The following is an 18,015-nucleotide window of genomic DNA, read 5'->3' as shown; positions in this document are numbered from 1 at the left end:
AGACACATTCTACAATAGCTCCTATGAACAAATTTAACCTGCTGCTGCTCCTGCTGTGGCTTCCCTTTGCGGCACTTGCGCAAACCCCGGCAGAACCTGCTCTCGTGAAAAAGGAAAATAAGGCACTCGACTCTGTAGAGGAGTTTCATGTGCTGCGAAGCGACGGAACCATCAAGCACGGTCCCTACAGCATCAAAGGGCGCGCCTGGAGCGCCAAGGGCTCCTATACGATGGGGCGCATGTCGGGCACCTGGACCTTTTACGACTTTAAAGGCCAGCCAGACCATACCTATAATTTCGACAACAGCACTATAACATACCTGCAGCCTGATACCGGCTCGTTCGACATACCGGTATATACAGGCGAGCAGTTTGTTACAACCAAGGTTGATTCCAAACCCTTGTTCTTCGGCGGCAACCCCCGCATGTATGGTTGGATAGGGCAAAACGCCCGCTTCCCGGCCGTGGCACAGCGTAATAACCAATCAGGAACTGTAGTAATATGCGCTGTGGTAACCGAAGATGGAGAGCTGGTAAGCGAGCAGGTGACCACTTCTGTTACACCCCTTCTGGACGCAGAGGCGCTTCGCGTCGTGCAGCTCCTCCCCGATGATTGGACACCAGCTGTAGTAGGCGGCAAGTCTGTGGCATCGATCGTCTACATACCCGTTAGATTTGTCATTGCCAACGGAAGGAAGTAAAGCACCGATGCCTTTGTATTTATGAGGAAGGTTATCCTTTACATAGCCGCCAGCTTAGATGGCTATATTGCCAAGCCTGATGGCGATACCACCTGGCTGCACGACGAACGGTATGCGATAGCGGGGGAAGACTACGGTTACAGCGCCTTGCTTGCCGCTATTGATACCACCCTGATGGGGCACAGCACCTACAAAGTCATCCTTGGCTTCGACATGCCCTTCCCCTACCCCGACAAAACCAACTACGTTTTCAGCCGCAGCCAGCTCCCTGACACTGAGCATGTAAAGTTTGTGCAGGAAAACCCAGCGGATTTTGTAAAGCAGCTGAAGCAGCAGGCAGGGCAGGATATCTGGCTCATTGGCGGCGGCCAGCTCAACACGCTGCTCCTGAACGCCGGGCTGATCGATGAAATCGTGCTCACGTATGTCCCGATTATACTTGGCAACGGCATTTCGCTGTTCGCCCAAGGCACGCAGGAAAAGCACCTTCAGGTAAGCCAGAGCAAATCTTTTGCCAACGGCTTCGTACAGCTGACACTGGCAAAGTAACCCGCTTCCATACTTGCCTTCCACCATTTTGCCACCGTTATTTTGCTACCTTTGCGGCACATTTACAGGCACAATCAGCATCGTTAAAGTATGGCGCAGCACGTTCACAAGCAGTTAAAGGCACTAGCCATTTACCAGGTAGCGGGAGGAGTATTGGGTATTCTGCTCACGGCCTGGGTGCTTTTCCAGGGCCAGGTGATGATTGATCAGCCGGCGCTGCGCATTACCTTCTTTGCGGTAGGCCTCTTCGTTTTCTCCATACTTTGCGGCCGCATGCTGCTCCGCAACGCGCAACGCGGTTTGGTTGTTTCGCTCATCAACCAGGTGTTGCAGGTGGTATACTTTACCTTCGGGGCGTTTGGCTTCCAGTATGTGTCGGGGCTGCGCATTGGCTTTGGCTTTGACATGATCGGCTCCTGGGTATTTAAGTTTCGGGTGGCACTCTCCTCTTTCGAGTTTCAGGCAGGCGCCGACATGGGTGAGAAGTTCATTGGCATCAACCTGGTAGCCCTGTTCCTGATTTTATGGATAGAGCGGCTGCTGGAGCAGGTGAAGGCCAGCAACAAAGTATAGAAAGCATCATAAACAGCAGCGACCTTCAGCTGAATTAAACAAGAAAGGCCAGTGCAGATCTGTTGTCCGCACTGGCCTTTGCTTTTATAGCCCCTGTATTACTATTTCTTCTTTTTTGCCTTGGCTTTTGCCTTCTTGGATTTGGCAGCCTTTACCTTCTCCTCGCTTTCCTCCGCCTCTTTCATCAGCGCCTTCCAGTCATACTTGGCCTCCGGGCTGAAATCGATGGTGGCTTCGTAATCTTCCTTGTCAAGCTCCAGCACCTTGATGTCTTTGGTCAGGTAGGTTTGGATCTCATCGAGAATCGGCTTCTCTTCCGGCGCGCAAAAGCTCACGGCGATGCCTTTTGCCTCGGCACGGCCCGTACGGCCCACGCGGTGCACGTAGTTCTCGGGCTGCTCCGGCAAATCGTAGTTCACCACGTATTCTACGGCTGGGATATCAATGCCGCGGGCACTCACATCCGTCGCGACCAGCAGCTTTACCTCGCCTTTCTTAAACTTGCGCATTACCTCCAGGCGGTCTTTCTGCTCTTTGCCCCCGTGTATGCTAATCGCCTCGATGCCTACGCGCTCCATGGCCGCTACCACACGCTCGGCGCGTACTTTGGTGCGCACAAAGGCCAGTATCTTTTTATCAGGGTTCTCCTTCACCACACGCTCCAGAAAGAAGCGCTTGTCATCCATACTTACGTACATCACCGAGTGGTCCACGTTTTTGGCAACGGGGTCTTTCGGGGATATCTGGATGCGCACCGGCTTGTTCACCAGCGAGTAGGCCAGCTCCTTAATCTTTTCGTTAATGGTGGCCGAGAAAAACAGCGTCTGGCGCTTGTAGGGTAGTTTCGTGATCAGTTGGCGGATATCGTGGATAAAGCCGAGGTCCAGCATGTGGTCAGCCTCGTCGAGCACCAGCACCTCAATGCGGTGCAGCTGAATATAACCCTGGCTTACCAGGTCAAACAGGCGGCCAGGTGTGGCTACCAGTATATCGATGCCTGCCTCCAGCTTCGCGATCTGCGGCCCCTGCTCTACCCCGCCAAACACGCAGAAAGTTGATACGCGGGTACCACGGCCAATCTGGTTGAAGACCTCAGTGATCTGCAGCGCCAGTTCACGCGTCGGCACCATCACCACGCACTTAATCCCGTCGTTCCGCTTGCGGTTTTTGCCGTACTGCAGCCTGTCGATGATGGGAATAGCGAAGGCAGCGGTTTTGCCCGTGCCGGTCTGCGCAATAGCGAGCACATCCTCCCCCTTCATAATGGGTGGAATAGCCTTGAACTGGATATCGGTAGGTTTCCGGAAGCCCAGCTTGTCGAGGCTGTTCTTTATCTCGTCGGAAATGCGGTAATCTTCAAACTTCATGCTGCTGGTGTTTACAATGGCTCTGCCTATACTTACGGCGAAGCCAGCCTGCAAAGGTACGGGGATTTGTTGAAATGTGGTGCTGCCTAACGTGTGAGGTTAAAATCCCGGCTATCCCCACGCCCATTCTGCATCTCAGATTCAAATTAACTCCTATCCCAGCCCTCTACTTTACAGGAATAAACATTAGACAGCAGTAGAAAGGTGTCATTTTTGAGCATATAGCGCTTTTTAAAAAAAAAGTAGCAGTTCCCGAAACATTTATGATAGTAATACTATTATAAGCAAAAGCAAGTATATCTTTGCAGCACTTAAACAGGCAGTCGCTATTATTTTCAAGAAACAAACAGGCATAATGTTGGCAACGGGCATTAGAATTTCCTTAAACCATAAGTCTTACCTCCGGGAACCTGAGGGTACCGAGTTAGGCCGGAAAATCATCTCCGAAAGTATAAAGTTGATTGATGCACTGGGCTTTGAGCATTTCACGTTCAAAAAGCTCGCTGCCGAGATAGGCTCTACCGAGGCATCCATTTACCGCTATTTCGAGAACAAGCACAAGCTACTGGTGTACCTGGTTTCCTGGTACTGGGCCTGGGTAGATTACCGCGTTACCTTTGAGACGAACAACATACAGGACCCGCGCGAGCGCCTGCACCGCGTGCTGCAGGTTATCAGCAGCTCTAACCAGAACGATCCCGCCACCACACACGTCGACGAGAGAGCGCTGCACCGCATTGTAATTGTGGAAGCCTCTAAAGTATACCTGACCAAAGAAGTGGATGCAGACAACAAGGAAGGCTATTTTCTGGAGTACAAGCGGCTTTGCAAGCATGTGGCCCAGATCGTGCTGCAGGTAAACCCCACCTACCCCTACCCGCACGCCCTAACGAGCACGGTGTTGGAGGCGGCGCACCAGCAGCTGTTTTTTGCGCAGCATCTTCCCACGCTCACCAACATTCATGGGCATCAGCATGCCGAGGCAGAGACCTATGCATTCCTGAAGCACCTGATCTTTTCCGCAATAGACCACCAGTAATCAATATTTTATGAGTGCCTCCTCCAAAAATAAAATCACGCCAATGCAGCGTTTCCTGCACCTGCTGTCTGTAGAGAAACGTGAAATCACCTACCTCTATGTGTATGCTGTCGCGGCTGGCTTAATCAGTCTGGCACTGCCCCTGGGCATACAGAGCATTATCGGCTTCGTGTCCAGCGGCCAGATTCCCGTGTCGGTGGTGGTGCTGATCTGTTTGATCGTGCTGGCCCTGCTGCTAGTGGGTGGTTTGCAGGTGATGCAGTTGTGGCTGGTGGAGTACCTGCAGCAGCGCATCTTTGCCCGAACCGCCTTCGATTTTGCTTACCGCATCCCGCGCCTGCAGGCCGAGTCGCTGACAAAGTATTACCCGCCCGAGTTGATGAACCGTTTTTTTGATGTGGTGTCGCTGCAAAAGGGGCTGGCCAAAATACTGTTGGATTTCTCCACCGCCGTTATCCAGATTGTGTTCGGGTTGATCCTGCTGTCGCTCTATCACCCATACTTTATCTTTTTGGGCGTGATACTGATCGTCGTGCTTGTAACCATTATCTGGCTGACAGGCAAAAAAGGGGTGGAAACGAGCCTGGAAGAATCGAAGTACAAGTATAAACTGGTAGCCTGGCTGGAGGAGATGGCCCGCTCCCTGAGCACCTTTAAGCTGGTGGGCCACACCAACCTGCCCATGGAGCGCACCGACGGTTATGTAAGTAAATATCTAAAAGTGAGGAAGGAGCACTTTAGCGTGCTCATGACCCAGTACCTCAGCTTCGTTGGCTTTAAGACCTTTATCACGGGTGGCTTGCTGGTGCTGGGCTGTATTCTGGTGGTGCAGCGGGAGATCAATATCGGGCAGTTTGTCGCCTCCGAGATCATTATCATTCTTATCATGAATGCCGTGGAGAAGATCATCATAAAACTGGATACGGTGTATGACGTGCTGACAAGCCTGGACAAAATAGGCATGGTAACAGACTTGCCTATCGAAGATGTGAAGGGCACAAGACTGGAAGAGCTTCCGCTAGACGGTGGACTGGGCATACAGGTGCGCCACCTGCGTTACCGCCATCCCGACACTAAAAAGCTGGTAATCGACAACATCAGCTTTAGCATAAAGCCATCGGAGCGCGTGTGCCTGGCAGGCTACAACAATTCGGGCAAAAGCACGCTTATAAGCCTGCTGCTGGGGCTTTACCCGTCGTATGAAGGCAGCATTGTCTACAGCGATGTATCCCTCCGCGACCTGCACATCGGCAGCTTGCGCAGCCTTATCGGCGACAACATCTCGACAGAACAGGTATTTGACGGCACCTTGATCGAAAACATCACCCTAGGCCGCCAATTGCCCCTTAATGACGTGCTCTGGGCTATAAAGCTGGTTGGCCTGAATGAATTTGTACACGAACTTCCGGAGGGGCTGCAAACGTACCTTGTGGGCGGAAGCCAGCGCCTGCCGGGTAGCATTGCCCGCAAAATAGTGATGGCCCGGAGCCTGGCAAGGCGCCCTAAGCTGCTTATTATTGATGACTTCTGGGTAGGTATGAGTAAAAAAGAAAAGATACACATGATGCGTACGCTCACAAGTCAGGAATTTGAATGGAGCATGCTCATTGTCTCGAACGACCATGACGTGATGAAGCTTTGCGACCAAACCCTACTGATGCAGGACGGTAAACTCGTGGCCTCCGGCAATTTTGAGCAAATTAGCCGGCATGAATTATTGAGAGAATTAACAGAAGTAACAGCTTAGGAAATTATGCCTAAAACATCAAACGATACCACACAAACGGACCACACACAGTTGAAAGCCATGCAGCAGGTGCAGACGCCCCGCCAGGGCCGCATCCTGACCTACTGGATCGGGGGCATCTTTCTGGTCGTGCTCCTGTGCCTCTTCCTGCCCTGGACGCAGAACATCAACTCAATAGGTACGCTGACGGCATTGACGCCGCAGGACCGGCCGCAAACGCTGGAGGCCGTTATTGCAGGCCGTATTACAGAGTGGTATGTGATGGAGGGCGCCTTTGTGAAAAAAGGCGATACAATTGCCAGTATCTCCGAGATAAAGGAGAAGTACATGGACCCCAACCTGCTGGCCAACCTGGGGGAGCAGTTAGAGGCGAAGCAGGGGTCTGCCGTTGCCACAGGCGCCAAGGCGCTGGCCATGCAGGAACAGATAGAGGCGCTGCGCGAAGGGCTTGTATACAGTCTGCAGAAAGCCCGCAACAAAGTGGAGCAAACGCGCCTGAAGCTGCAAAGCGACAGCATGGACGTGGTGGCACAGCGCACAGAACTGGCCGTAGCAGAATCGCAGTTTATCCGCCAGGAGAACCTGTACAAGCAGGGGCTGAAGTCGCTAACGGAGTTGGAGCAGCGCCGCCTGAAGCTACAGGAGGCACAGGCCAAGCTGCTGTCGGTGATAAACAAAACAGATGCGACGCGTGCAGAACTACAGAACGCCCGCACAGAGCTCAACTCGCTACAGGCCGAGTACGCTGATAAAATTGCGAAAGCCGAGGCCGAGTTGAACGCAACCCGCTCCTACGTACTGGGCACCCAGGCCGAAGTTGCCAAGCTGCAAAGCGAGTACAACAGCACAGAGGTACGAAACCAGTACTACCACATTGTGGCGCCGCAGGATGGCTATCTGGTTAAAACCCTGAAGGCCGGCATTGGCGAAACCATCAAAGAGGGAGAGGCTCTGGCCACTATTATGCCCAGCAGCCCACAGCTGGCGGCGGAGCTTTACGTGAATGCACTGGACCTGCCGCTTATAAAGCCCGGCGATGACATGCGCCTGCAGTTTGAGGGGTGGCCGGCCTTGGTATTCTCTGGCTGGCCGGGAGCAAGCTTCGGCACATTTGGTGGCACAGTGGCTGTGATCGACAACACGGGCACCAACGGGCAGTACCGCCTGCTGGTGGTGCCGGACCCGGAGCAGGAAGAGTGGCCTGATGCGCTGCGCGTCGGCTCCGGGGTGCAAGGGTGGGCCATGCTGAACACCGTTCCGATCTGGTACGAGATATGGCGCCAGCTCAACAGTTTCCCCGCCGACTATACTACCGACAAGAAGGCGACAGACACAAAAAAGAAAACTGAAACGGCTTACGAAGAAGAATGAGAAAGCGCGACAGATATGGAATACTGCTGGTGATGCTCGCCTTCGTCTTGCTGGGCTTTCCCCAGGCGCAGGCGCAGGATACGGCCAAGGTGCTCACACTTCAGGATTTCCACCGCCTGATTCTGCAGCACCACCCCATTGCCTCACAGGCCGCCCTGCTGACAGAGCAGGCCCGGCAGGAGCTACGGATAGCACGCGGCACGATGGACCCTGTTATCAGTAGCAAGCTGTACCGCAAGGAGTACGGCGGCAAAGAGTACTACAACCTGTGGAGCAACAAACTGCGGGTGCCCCTGTGGTTCGGGCCGGAGCTTGTAGCAGGCTTCGACCGCAACACAGGCCAGTACCTGAACCCGGAAAACACAATGCCTCCCGATGGGTTGAGCTATGCCGGTATTGCTGTGCCACTCGGACAGGGGCTTTTCATTGACGAGCGCCGTGCCACTATTCGCCAGGCTAAACTGATGCAGGGTATCGCAGAGGCCGAACGCGTCAAGCTGATCAACAAGCTGCTGCTAGAGGCCACAAAAGATTACTGGGAGTGGTTGCTGCAGTACCGCACCGCCCAGGTATACCAGGAGGCACAGGAACTGACGGAATTCAGATTGCGGGCTGTTCGATCCCGGGTGTTGGAAGGAGATCTGGCCGCCATCGACACGGTAGAAGCCTTGATGGCCCTGCAAGAACGGCAGCTGCTGCTGCAGCAGGCACAGCTGGAGTTGCAGAATGCGCAGCTGCAGGTGGCAGTGCACCTGTGGGCCGAAGACCAGGTACCGCTCGAACTGCAGGCGCATACAATTCCTACGCTTACAGGAATTGACGCCTCTACCGTGAGCGCGCAGGAGTTGCAGAGCCTGCTGGCGGAAGCCCGAAGCAGTCATCCAGAGCTTCAGAAGCTAAGCCTGAAGGGGGAGCAATTGCAAATAGAGCGCACCTTTGCCGCAAACAAGCTGTTGCCCAAACTCAATGCAGAGTATAATGTACTGCAGCGCGATTTTTACCTGCAGCCAGACATAATGGAGCAGGACCACCTGCAGGGCAACTATAAACTGGGGTTGAGTTTCAGCCTTCCGATTTTCCTGCGGGAGGAGCGCGGAAAGCTGCAGCTAACAAAGGCAAAGCTACAGGCAAACAGCCTGGAGTTGGTGCAGCAAACCCGTGAGGTAGAAAACGCGGTGTTGCTTGCCTATAACGAACTGCAGGCCCTGGAAAGCCAGCTGCAACTGCAGGAGCAGATGGTAGCCAACGCGCTGACGCTGCGCAATGGCGAGCAGATCCGCTTTGAGAACGGGGAAAGCTCTTTGTTTCTCATCAACTCGAGGGAGGCCAAGTTACTGGAGGCGCAGGTAAAGCTTTATACCCTTCGCACCAAGTATGCCAAGGCCAGAACGTACCTCTATTGGGCCGCCGGGGAGATTCCAGTGGAGTAGAGATGTGGGCAACTTTGAATGGCTTTGTATAAATTCCGGTAAATGAGAACCCACCCCTGCCCCTCCCAAGAGGGGAATTATCAGCACGAGTAAATTCCCCTCCTCGGAGGGGCAGGGGTGGGTAAATCAGCTGCGATTATAAACTATTCTAACACACTAGTTAACTAATTTTTAAGCCCAGCTACCTTTTCCCAGAATCAACAATTTAAAGCCTAACCCTTCCGCCCAAACCATACTTGCACCGATGAAGCCAGGTTAGCAAAGTCGCTGCCGCCGGTGCCGTAAGTATCGTAGGCGAACTTGAGGATAATACCGCTTACCACGATCAGGAACAGGACACGTACAAAGCCTACGCCGCGCCTGAGGGCGGTGCGGGTGCCTAGTTGGGAGCCGATAATACTGCAGACCGCCATCGGAATCGCTACGTCATATAGAATATAGCCTTTGTAGCCGAAGTATAGCAGGGCCGACAGGTTGGTTGCCACGTTCACGACTTTCGCCGCCGCCGAAGCCGCCAGGAAGTTGAAGCCAAACAGGCCAATAAAGATGAAGATAAGGAAACTGCCGGTGCCAGGCCCGAAGAAGCCATCATAAAAACCGATCACAGCACCAACCATTAACCCGTACAAGCGCTCTTTGGATGCAGTGAGCTTTGGCGCGTGCAGCGATCCAAAGTCTTTTTTGATGAACGTATAGACTGCCACCAGCACCAGCAGCACCAGTATGAGCGGCTTCAGCAGGTTGGCATCGAGGTGGCTAAGCGCCCTTGCTCCCAAAAAGGAAAACACAAATGCCATGGCCGCTGCCGGAAGTATAGCCAGGTAGTTGATTTTAACGGTGCGAACGTAGCGCACCATTGCGGCGGTGGTGCCTGCTATGCCCGCAAACTTGCCCGTGCCAAAAATGGTGGGCAGCGGCACGCCCGGCAGGAATATCAGCAAGGCTGGCAGCTGAATCAGGCCGCCTCCGCCCACCACCGAATCTATAAAACCCGCCATAAAGGCGAAAAGGCACAGGTACAGAATATCTTCCACTTGCAAACGTTGCTACGATACACGCTTAACCTGTTGGCAAGTCCATACTTACCTCCGCGAAAAAGCGGCGCAAGATACGCTGCCAGCGCCTTAACTGAAGCAGCCTCTCTGAAATAAATTTCAGCTATTTAAACATGCTCCGATGGCACTTCTATGTTACAACAGCTGTTAATCACCTGCACACCTCTAAGACTTATCCTGTGATCAGAAATATCATCCTTTATACTTTGCTGCTTGGCACACTGCTGTTTAACACCAGCTGTGAGAAAGACGCCACAGCCGCCACCCCTGCCGCCGCCGAAGCGCCGGCCGCAAAAGACGCCTATGTGTCGTCGGAGCTGTTGCTGAGCGTACCGAAGGAAACGCTACAGGCTTTTACCGCCTCCAAAGGACAAGACCAGTACCTGACCGAGATCAAGTATGGTGTTTCCGTGTACAAGCTTATTTACACCACTACCTACCAGGGCCGCGAAATACAGGCTTCGGGATTGGTGTGCGTACCGCAGGGCATGACAGCCCCGGCACCTGTAATCAGCGCCCAGCACGGCACCATTTTCCGCCAAAGCGAAGCTCCTACCAGCTTCACCGGCCTTTCCGGGTTTGAGGCCTTTGCTGCCGGAGGCTTCATAACGCTGGTTCCGGATTACATCGGTTTCGGCGCGTCCAAAGATATTTTTCACCCTTACTACGATCAAAAGCACTCTGCTTTGGCGGTGGTGGACATGATCAAAGCGGCAAAGACCTTTTACAAGAAGCAGCAGGTGCAGGCAAATGATAAGCTGTTCCTGGTAGGTTATTCGGAGGGAGGTTACGTAACGCTGGCTGCCCAGAAGGAGATTGAGACGCACCCGGAACATGGGTTGCAGGTAACGGCTTCGGCAGCCGGTGCCGGTGGTTACGACCTGGTGCACATGCTTAGCGGCATCAAGAGCGGGCAAGCCTATACGTATCCGGCGTACCTGGCTTACATCCTGCAGGCCTATAACCATACCAACAACTGGAACCGGCCGCTCACCGAGCTGTTCCAGGAGCCATACGCGTCTAAACTACCTGCTTTGTTTGACGGTGTAAAGGGCGGCAGCGCCATTAACCGGGAATTGACAACAGACACCAAAAAACTCTTCAATCCTACTTTTTTTGCTGCGCTGCAGGATGATAAAAAAGAACTGGCGCTGAAACAGGCGCTGCAGGCCAACAGCTTCTACGATTGGGTGCCACAGAGCCCTACCCGCCTCTACCACGGCACAACCGACAACATCGTTCCGTTCCAGAACTCACAGGTAACCTACGACCGCTTTAAGCAGCAAGGCGCGAAGAACCTGGAGCTCATCCCGATCAAAGGCCAGGGCCACGGTTCGGCCTTCGTCCCGATGCTAAAGTCGCTGGTGCCCTGGTTGCAGCAATTTTAGAGGTTTCCCCTCACCCTACCCTCTCCCCAAGGGGCGAGGGAATTCTGCTTTTGCCATGGCTATAGCAATAACCACCTCTAGCCCCTCCGAGGAGGGGAATTGAACTGGCGTGAAGGATGAAGTACAAGCTTTGTAATTGCAGCAGAAGCAGGGACATCCCCCTACCCCCTTCAAAGGGGGAATTTACCTCACCCCAACCCTCTCCTTTTTAGAGGGCCCCTATCCCCAAAACAGGAGAGGGAGCTTAGCCTTTGTTGCATAGCTACAGCTACAGCTGTTTGAACCGATTCCAGTCCTTGGGTTGAGCGCCTTGTAATTGATGTGGTGCCCGTTAGGGCAGCCCGCAGCGGAGCGAGGAGCAGCTTCAATTGCACAGCGCGATGCCCGAGGACGGGGCCTCCCGGCCGTGAGGGCTCCAAAGCTAAAGGTGAAACGATAGGTATTTGGGAGCTGGAGGATGAGCGGTGGCTAGGAAAGATAGCTTGGCTGAAGTTGCATAAGCAACGGCTATGGAACTACAAATTACAGAAAGCAAAGGCAGATTGAGGCACAAGCGGACGCTTGCGCTAGGGAAGGCCAGGAGGATGAACAGAGGCTGGGTAAGCTTTGTTGGGTTAACTATACATATACCGAACGGAAGCTATAATACCCCGAAAGCATACTTCAAAACCTACTTCCCACCACTACCTTCTCCCTGTGCTCACTCCTCTCCCCATTCAACCCAAAAAGCTCAATATAGAAAAGATAATAGCCAATGCTGGCTTTGGTGCCATCCTCCCGCAGCCCATCCCACTGAAAAAGACCATTGGCTGCCAATAACTCATTCCGCACCAGTTTGCGTATTTCACGGCCCTGAGCATCAAAGATGGTGATGTTAGCGACGAGGCCGGTTTGGTCGGCGCGGTAGTCGATGGTGGCAAAGTCCTGGAAACCGTCTCCATCTGGGGAGAAAACCTTGGGAGTAACCTGAAACACCTGCTGCGCCACTACCCCCTCCTGCGACTGTGAATTTCTGTACCCGGGCGTGGCAAAAACAGTAGTGGCGGCCGAGTGAAAATTGCTGGCCGTACTTGGCCCCTCCACCCGCAGCCGCTCCAACGACACGCCATTCTGATCATCAAGCAGGGCAAAGTGCATGTCCTCATCGTAGCTAAACCTGTCTGCCACCTGCCCATCGGGCTGCAGCACAATCACCGTCCCGGCCTCGTCGGGGTAACTGGGCAGGCTGCTCATGGAAAGGAAAGCTTCGGGCAAGGCCGCTGGATAATTCATTTTGACGTTGTCAGGGTTGGAAGTAAGCACGACATAAGCGCCTGGAGGAAGTATGTGATTCTGTTTTGTAATGATTTTCCTGTTGCTGATGGAATCGCCGCTGGTATTGGCCAATTGCCAGCTTTGCAGGTTCAGGTACTTTGCGCTGCGGTTCACCAGTTCTACAAAGTCCGCCCCGCCGGACCGCGGGTTGAACAGTACTTCGTTAATCACCACATCGCCGGGCTCGGGAGCAGACGGTAAGGCAAAAGTATAAGTCAATGGCTGCTGATTAAGGTTGCCGGAACAGTCGGTTATGCCGGTGACGCTTAGCGTGTACAGCTGGTTTTCCTGCAGCGGCGCGCTTAGGGCAAGTATAACTTCGGTGAACAGCGGTCCTGTTACCTGCACGTTGGCTATGGCTACATTTGGGCTAAGGCTGTAATTGGCTATACTTGCTGCCTGCAAACTGTCCAGCCGCTCGCTGAAGCGCAGCAAAATTTTGTCTGGCGCGGTAGCGGTAACATCTACTAGGGCAGGCGGTGTGTTATCTGGGTTTTGGGCGGCTACGGAGTTAGCCTGGGCGGGCGTACCTCCTCGCGGGTTAACGGAGGCAGTCCAGTTGCTGGCCCCGGCGCAGGGGTTCTGTACATCAATCATTTCCAGGCTCCAGCCGCCTTCGCGCTTGCCGTTGTCCTTGTACCAGCTATCAGCATAAGAAACCGCATAAATCAGGCGACCGTTGGGCTGGCGCAACTGCAGCAGTTCGCCGCTGTTGTTCAGGCTTGGGAAATTGCTGATACCGATCACTTTGCTGTACTCTCTGAAATTCTGCAACTGGCTGTTAGGCACCACCACAGCATACTCCCCCGGCAACAACTGCACATCCGGGAGTGTAGCCGTAGAAGTGGCATCGCTATACTTGACTCCCTTCAGCGAAAGCACCTGCTGGGTCGGGTTGTGCAGTTCGATGTACTCCTGCGGCGGCAGCCCAATGGCAGGTGTTTCGTCAGCCATGATTTCGGTGATGAGCAGTTGGTTGTAGCCCGGCAGCACAGCGGGAGGCACATAGCTAAAGCTCCGCTCAATCGGACCGCTCAGGCTGTTGCCGTACAAGTCCTGCAGGTTGGCTATACTTAAGGTGTTGCTGCCGCTCCTGAAACTTTGCGCAAATACCAGCCGCACCTGATTGGATTCTGTTTGCTCGGCGATGATGGGTTTTACACTTCCGTTCAAGGTATAATTACCTAAAATCTGCCCCTGCTGCAGTGGCTCGTTGAAGTATAGCATCAGCTCCTGCGGGTTTAGCGTCTGCAGCTCGGTTAGAGCCGGTGGCTGTTTATCAGTAATCGAAAAATCATCAAAAAGAAAGCTTTTGCTGTTGGCGGAGCTATACTTCAGCAGCACCCCAAAGTATGAAGAGCGTTTGTAAGTGGCGTCGGTGGCGGTGCCCTGGCTGGTGTAGCTTTGGCCGGTGCCAGTGAGGTCGATCAGCAGTTCCCACTCGTTAGTTATACTTCGTGTTACCCGCACGCGCACCACGCTGTTCGTGCCGTCAAGGGTTTTGTCTTCCCCGTTGATGAGGTTGAGTGCCGACTTGCCAGCGTCTTTGCGAAAAAGGCTTACCTCGTCTGGTGTGCCGCCCAAACGCACAAAGTACCCGCTGGTGGTGGCGCTGCTAAGGTTTTCGGAATCAGAAATGAGATAGATGTCGGCGTAGTTGCTGGAGGAGGTGGCGAGTTTCAGGTTTGCCCAGAACTCCCAGGTGGTGCCCACGGTTGCCTGCGAGGGCGTCACCAGTTGCAGCACCGTTCCGGTAACGGCAGGACCATTACTCTGCAGCTGGTTCTGTGCGTTAACGGTAAAGCTGTCGGTATTGCCGGTCCAGGTGGGGTTTAGGGTGAAGCTGCCGTCGGAGAAGCTGTCTTGCAGTTGCGCCTGGCTTAGGAGCGGAAGTAGCAGGAGGAGAAGACCTCCCCCCAACCCCTTCCTTGTAAAAAGGTCCCCTACCCCCAAAACAGGAGGGGGAGTTAGGCAATCCAAAATTTTACCTATACTACATACTATAGCTATTATTTTTCTGGTAAGTACTTCAGGTAAAGTTCTTTTCATTTGCACATTTGTGGTGAAAACTTTCGTAATTTTGCCGCCGCGTGAGGGATAGAGCCGACACCCCGCAGCGCAGCGAGGAGTACAGGCGAAAGCCCGGCCTGCTCGCGCAAGCGAAAGGACACGCCCAATATCCTAACCTGACCTGCATAGGAGCTGCGCACGCTCCTATCGTTTTATGAATGTGACTGCTTTTGTGAAATTTAGAACTTTTACGGGAACAGAACTAGTTAGTTAGAAAGCTAAATAGGTCAGGGTAAGAAAGTTGTGCTTACGGTTAGTAAACGGCTATCTGACCAACAAAGAATTAAACCATTAGAAACATACCTTAAATGAAAGTAGCAGTTGTAGGCGCCACCGGATTGGTAGGCGGCGAGATTTTGAAAGTACTGGCGGAGCGAGACTTCCCGGTGACAGAGTTATTGTTGGTTGCTTCAGAAAGATCTGTTGGGAAACAGATGGAATTTAAGGGTAAACAGCTAAAGGTTATCGGGATGCAGGACGCGATTGCGGCTGCCCCGCAAATTGCTATTTTCTCGGCTGGTGGCAGCACCTCTACGGAGTGGGCACCTAAGTTTGCCGAGGTGGGCACGGTGGTAGTGGATAACTCCTCGGCCTGGCGCATGGACCCATCCAAAAAGCTGGTGGTGCCGGAAATTAACGCCAAAGAATTGACAAAAGAAGACAAGATCATCGCAAACCCGAACTGCTCTACTATCCAGATGGTGGTGGCGCTGAATAAGCTGCACGAGGAGCTGCAGATGAAGCGCATCGTGGTAAGCACCTATCAGTCGGTAACGGGCACGGGCGTGAAAGCGGTGGACCAGCTGATGAATGAGCGTGGGGGCAAGGAGGGCGAGAAAGCTTACCCATACCAAATCGACCTGAACGTGCTGCCGCACATCGACGTGTTCCAGGACAACGGCTACACCAAAGAGGAGATGAAAATGATCCTGGAGACGAAGAAGATCATGGGCGACGACTCGATCCGTGTCACGGCTACGGCGGTGCGCATCCCGGTGATGGGCGGTCACTCTGAGTCGGTGAACGTGGAGTTTGCTAAGGATTTTACGCTGGACGAAGTATACCGCATCCTCGGCGAGACCGAAGGCGTGGTAGTGGTGGATGACGTGAAGAACCTGAAGTACCCGATGCCGCAGGATGCCCACGGCAAAGACGAAGTGTTTGTAGGTCGCGTACGCCTCGACGAAACGCAGCCGCGCACCCTGAACATGTGGATCGTGGCGGACAACCTGCGCAAAGGCGCCGCTACCAACGCCGTACAAATCGCCGAATACCTGGTGAAGCACGAGCTGGTTTAAAAGACACAAGTATCAAGATGTAAGACACAAGACAATAATAGTAATTGATCTTCCGAACCTAGTGGGTTTGGAAGCTGGGAATGGAGACTTTCGGGTCTCCATTTTTTGTTTGAGTATGGTCTTAAAGTATAAGTGTAAAAGTTACTGTTTTGTAGAGCAGGTCACCATGCCGGCACAAGAATAAACTCCTAATTGTCTTATAAATAAGTTGGACTGGCATCTCCTCTTCAATAGGTTCAAGACTGCTGATTTGCTTAAATCTTCCTCCTCTTTTCTCCCATAAAAGGCAGCTTCACTAAGTAATCGCGTGCTTGCATGGCTAAAGGCTTGTACAGAAGAGTATAACTAGTTTATCTGTGGTTACGTCGCGTGGCTGCAGTGAAGACCAATTCATACTTAAACCTATACCCATCTATGAGACAACTATCCACGACAACAGCAGCGTTCCTGCGCAACAAACTTTCTTTCCTGCTCTTCCTCCTGCTAGGCTTCGGAATCACTTCCTGCTCCCCTGATGAAATTTGGGACGAATTTGAGGATATCTTTGAGGACGTCGACAAGGCAAAAGACATTCCGAACGTAATTACCTTCAATAGCCCGGGGCTGTACCCGGAAGGCGTCAGCCACGATGCCCGCTACGAGCGCTTCCTGGTTTCTTCTGTAAGCACAGGTACCATCGGCACGGTGAGCTATCAGGGAAACTATTCTCCTTTTATCTCCGATGAACGCCTGGTGGCCAGCATTGGGCTGCAGGTAGATGAGGCCCGCAAAAGAGTACTGGTGGCGGGCTCAGATCCGGGCGGCACGCCAAGCTCTACTCCAGCCACCGCCGGGCAAATGGCCGTTTTGGGGATTTACGATCTGGCCACGGGTGCTCCCATGCATTTTGCAAACCTGGGCGCGCTTCGTCCAAACATGCCGCATTTCGCGAACGACATAACCCTGGACAAGCAGGGAAACGCCTATGTGACCGATAGCTTCTCGCCCATTATTTATAAAGTGGATACAAGAGGGAATGCCACTGTGTTTTACGAGAACCAGGATTTTGCCACAGCACAAGGAGCTTTCGGCTTTAACGGCATTGCCTACCACCCATCTGGCTTTCTGCTGGTTGCTTTTTCTGCCGATAACGCGATTTACAAAATCCCGCTCTCAAACCCAGATGCTACGAGCAAGGTGCAGTTGAACGCTCCGCTTCAGGGACCGGATGGGCTGTTGCTGAGCAACAACGGAAAGCAACTGGTGGTAGTGAACAATGCCGGGGGACAGCCAAGCGGAAGGGTGCTCTCCTTTAAAACAAATAACAAATGGGAGACGGGGATGCTGGAGGAGCGCTTTGAGGCTGGCGCTGTTTTCCCGACCACGGCTACAGGGTATGGTGATGAGGCTTTTGTACTATACGCCCACCTGAACAAGCTGTTCGGAGGCGCCACACCGCCACAGGCCGAATATACTATCCGAAAACTGCCTTTCTCTGATAATGAAGTTTTTGCAAGATAGGGCGTAAGCGCTAAACAACTCATAAAATAAGAAAAGCCGGTGATGAACCGGCTTTTCTTATTTTGCTGCTACTGCCCCTTCTGCCGGGCAGTCATAGGCCATTAATTCCTTTATATTATCGATGCATTTCACGGGGATGAACGTGTATATTTCGCGATCGCCGTCGCAGTACTTAAAGCTGGCGAACTGGCTGCGGCTGTTGGGGTACACCCATTTGTCGTCTTCGCAGCCATACACGAACAGCGGGAAATCGTTGTAGTTGAAATCCACAAACGATACCACCTCCTGGTCTTTTACAAACAGCAGCCGGCGGCTGAGCTCTGGTACCGTAGTACCGTCCCATTTAAAACCAATGGCAGCGCTGATCTCTTTTTTGTCTTCAGAAGCCTGAAAGTAATACATTCTGTCCCACTCAAAATCGGTGAGCTCAGTCATCTGGATAATCTTGTAACCTTCCGGCCCCACTTCGCCTTCCGTAATGGCAGTGGTTAGTTTTTCCTCGAGATTGGAGTTGCTGTCGGAGCAGCTAAGTATAAATAAAGCAGTTACAAACAGTAGTAGGTTTCTCATCATAAGATTGATTCTTCCGGTCGGCACAGGTTTAAAGGATTGC

At 53.0% G+C, this 18,015-nt stretch carries 14 protein-coding genes; 10 read left to right on the top strand and 4 right to left on the bottom strand.

Going from position 1 to position 18,015, the window contains the following annotated elements:
• Positions 1-23 precede the first annotated feature (23 nt).
• The 3 genes from A0W33_RS10300 to A0W33_RS10290 all read left to right on the top strand — a co-directional run bounded on the left by A0W33_RS10300 (position 24) and on the right by A0W33_RS10290 (position 1,823).
• Complete coding sequence (locus tag A0W33_RS10300; RefSeq protein WP_068838061.1) at positions 24-701, top strand: energy transducer TonB; 678 nt, start codon at positions 24-26, stop codon at positions 699-701.
• Positions 702-722: 21 nt separating this feature from the next.
• Positions 723-1,250, top strand: coding sequence for a dihydrofolate reductase family protein (locus tag A0W33_RS10295; protein ID WP_068838060.1), 528 nt, complete (start codon positions 723-725; stop codon positions 1,248-1,250).
• A gap of 90 nt (positions 1,251-1,340) precedes the next feature.
• Positions 1,341-1,823 carry a hypothetical protein gene (locus A0W33_RS10290; RefSeq protein ID WP_068838059.1) on the top strand — a complete coding sequence of 161 codons (483 nt, stop codon included), beginning with the start codon at positions 1,341-1,343 and terminating at the stop codon, positions 1,821-1,823.
• Positions 1,824-1,924: 101 nt separating this feature from the next.
• Here A0W33_RS10290 and A0W33_RS10285 read toward each other — a convergent pair whose 3' ends face one another.
• Positions 1,925-3,190: a DEAD/DEAH box helicase gene (locus A0W33_RS10285; RefSeq protein WP_068840059.1), complete on the bottom strand. Its 1,266-nt coding sequence runs from the start codon at positions 3,188-3,190 to the stop codon at positions 1,925-1,927.
• Positions 3,191-3,545: 355 nt separating this feature from the next.
• Here A0W33_RS10285 and A0W33_RS10280 point away from each other — a divergent pair, with 355 nt between their 5' ends.
• The 4 genes from A0W33_RS10280 to A0W33_RS10265 are packed head-to-tail and all read left to right on the top strand — an operon-like array spanning position 3,546 to position 8,777.
• Positions 3,546-4,229 carry a TetR/AcrR family transcriptional regulator gene (locus tag A0W33_RS10280; protein ID WP_068838058.1) on the top strand — a complete coding sequence of 228 codons (684 nt, stop codon included), beginning with the start codon at positions 3,546-3,548 and terminating at the stop codon, positions 4,227-4,229.
• A gap of 10 nt (positions 4,230-4,239) precedes the next feature.
• On the top strand, positions 4,240-5,976 hold the full coding sequence (locus tag A0W33_RS10275; protein WP_068838057.1) for a peptidase domain-containing ABC transporter: 1,737 nt from the start codon (positions 4,240-4,242) through the stop codon (positions 5,974-5,976).
• Between the two features lie 6 nt (positions 5,977-5,982).
• Positions 5,983-7,347, top strand: a complete 1,365-nt coding sequence (locus A0W33_RS10270; protein ID WP_068838056.1) for an HlyD family secretion protein — start codon at positions 5,983-5,985, stop codon at positions 7,345-7,347.
• Positions 7,344-8,777, top strand: a complete 1,434-nt coding sequence (locus A0W33_RS10265) for a TolC family protein (protein WP_068838055.1) — start codon at positions 7,344-7,346, stop codon at positions 8,775-8,777. Before A0W33_RS10270 ends, A0W33_RS10265 begins: the two co-directional genes overlap by 4 nt.
• A 212-nt stretch (positions 8,778-8,989) precedes the next feature.
• Here the strand turns inward: A0W33_RS10265 and A0W33_RS10260 are convergent, their stop codons facing one another.
• Positions 8,990-9,811: a sulfite exporter TauE/SafE family protein gene (locus A0W33_RS10260; protein WP_068840058.1), complete on the bottom strand. Its 822-nt coding sequence runs from the start codon at positions 9,809-9,811 to the stop codon at positions 8,990-8,992.
• A gap of 200 nt (positions 9,812-10,011) precedes the next feature.
• Between A0W33_RS10260 and A0W33_RS10255 the strand changes: the two genes are divergently transcribed.
• Positions 10,012-11,220, top strand: coding sequence for an alpha/beta fold hydrolase (locus A0W33_RS10255; protein ID WP_244888601.1), 1,209 nt, complete (start codon positions 10,012-10,014; stop codon positions 11,218-11,220).
• A gap of 663 nt (positions 11,221-11,883) precedes the next feature.
• Here the strand turns inward: A0W33_RS10255 and A0W33_RS10250 are convergent.
• On the bottom strand, positions 11,884-14,454 hold the full coding sequence (locus A0W33_RS10250) for a lamin tail domain-containing protein (RefSeq protein WP_068838053.1): 2,571 nt from the start codon (positions 14,452-14,454) through the stop codon (positions 11,884-11,886).
• A 458-nt stretch (positions 14,455-14,912) separates the two neighbouring features.
• Between A0W33_RS10250 and A0W33_RS10245 the strand changes: the two genes are divergently transcribed.
• Both A0W33_RS10245 and A0W33_RS10240 read left to right on the top strand, forming a co-directional pair.
• Positions 14,913-15,902: an aspartate-semialdehyde dehydrogenase gene (locus A0W33_RS10245; RefSeq protein ID WP_068838052.1), complete on the top strand. Its 990-nt coding sequence runs from the start codon at positions 14,913-14,915 to the stop codon at positions 15,900-15,902.
• 414 nt (positions 15,903-16,316) lie between these two features.
• Positions 16,317-17,402: a hypothetical protein gene (locus A0W33_RS10240; protein ID WP_068838051.1), complete on the top strand. Its 1,086-nt coding sequence runs from the start codon at positions 16,317-16,319 to the stop codon at positions 17,400-17,402.
• Positions 17,403-17,459: 57 nt separating this feature from the next.
• Here the strand turns inward: A0W33_RS10240 and A0W33_RS10235 are convergent, their stop codons facing one another.
• Positions 17,460-17,975 (bottom strand): hypothetical protein, encoded by a 516-nt coding sequence (locus A0W33_RS10235; protein ID WP_139237179.1) that lies wholly within the window; start codon positions 17,973-17,975, stop codon positions 17,460-17,462.
• Positions 17,976-18,015: the final 40 nt, after the last annotated feature.

Origin of the sequence: Pontibacter akesuensis, from assembly GCF_001611675.1 — a bacterium.
GTDB lineage: Bacteria > Bacteroidota > Bacteroidia > Cytophagales > Hymenobacteraceae > Pontibacter > Pontibacter akesuensis.
This window is presented reverse-complemented; position numbering and strand designations above follow the sequence as displayed.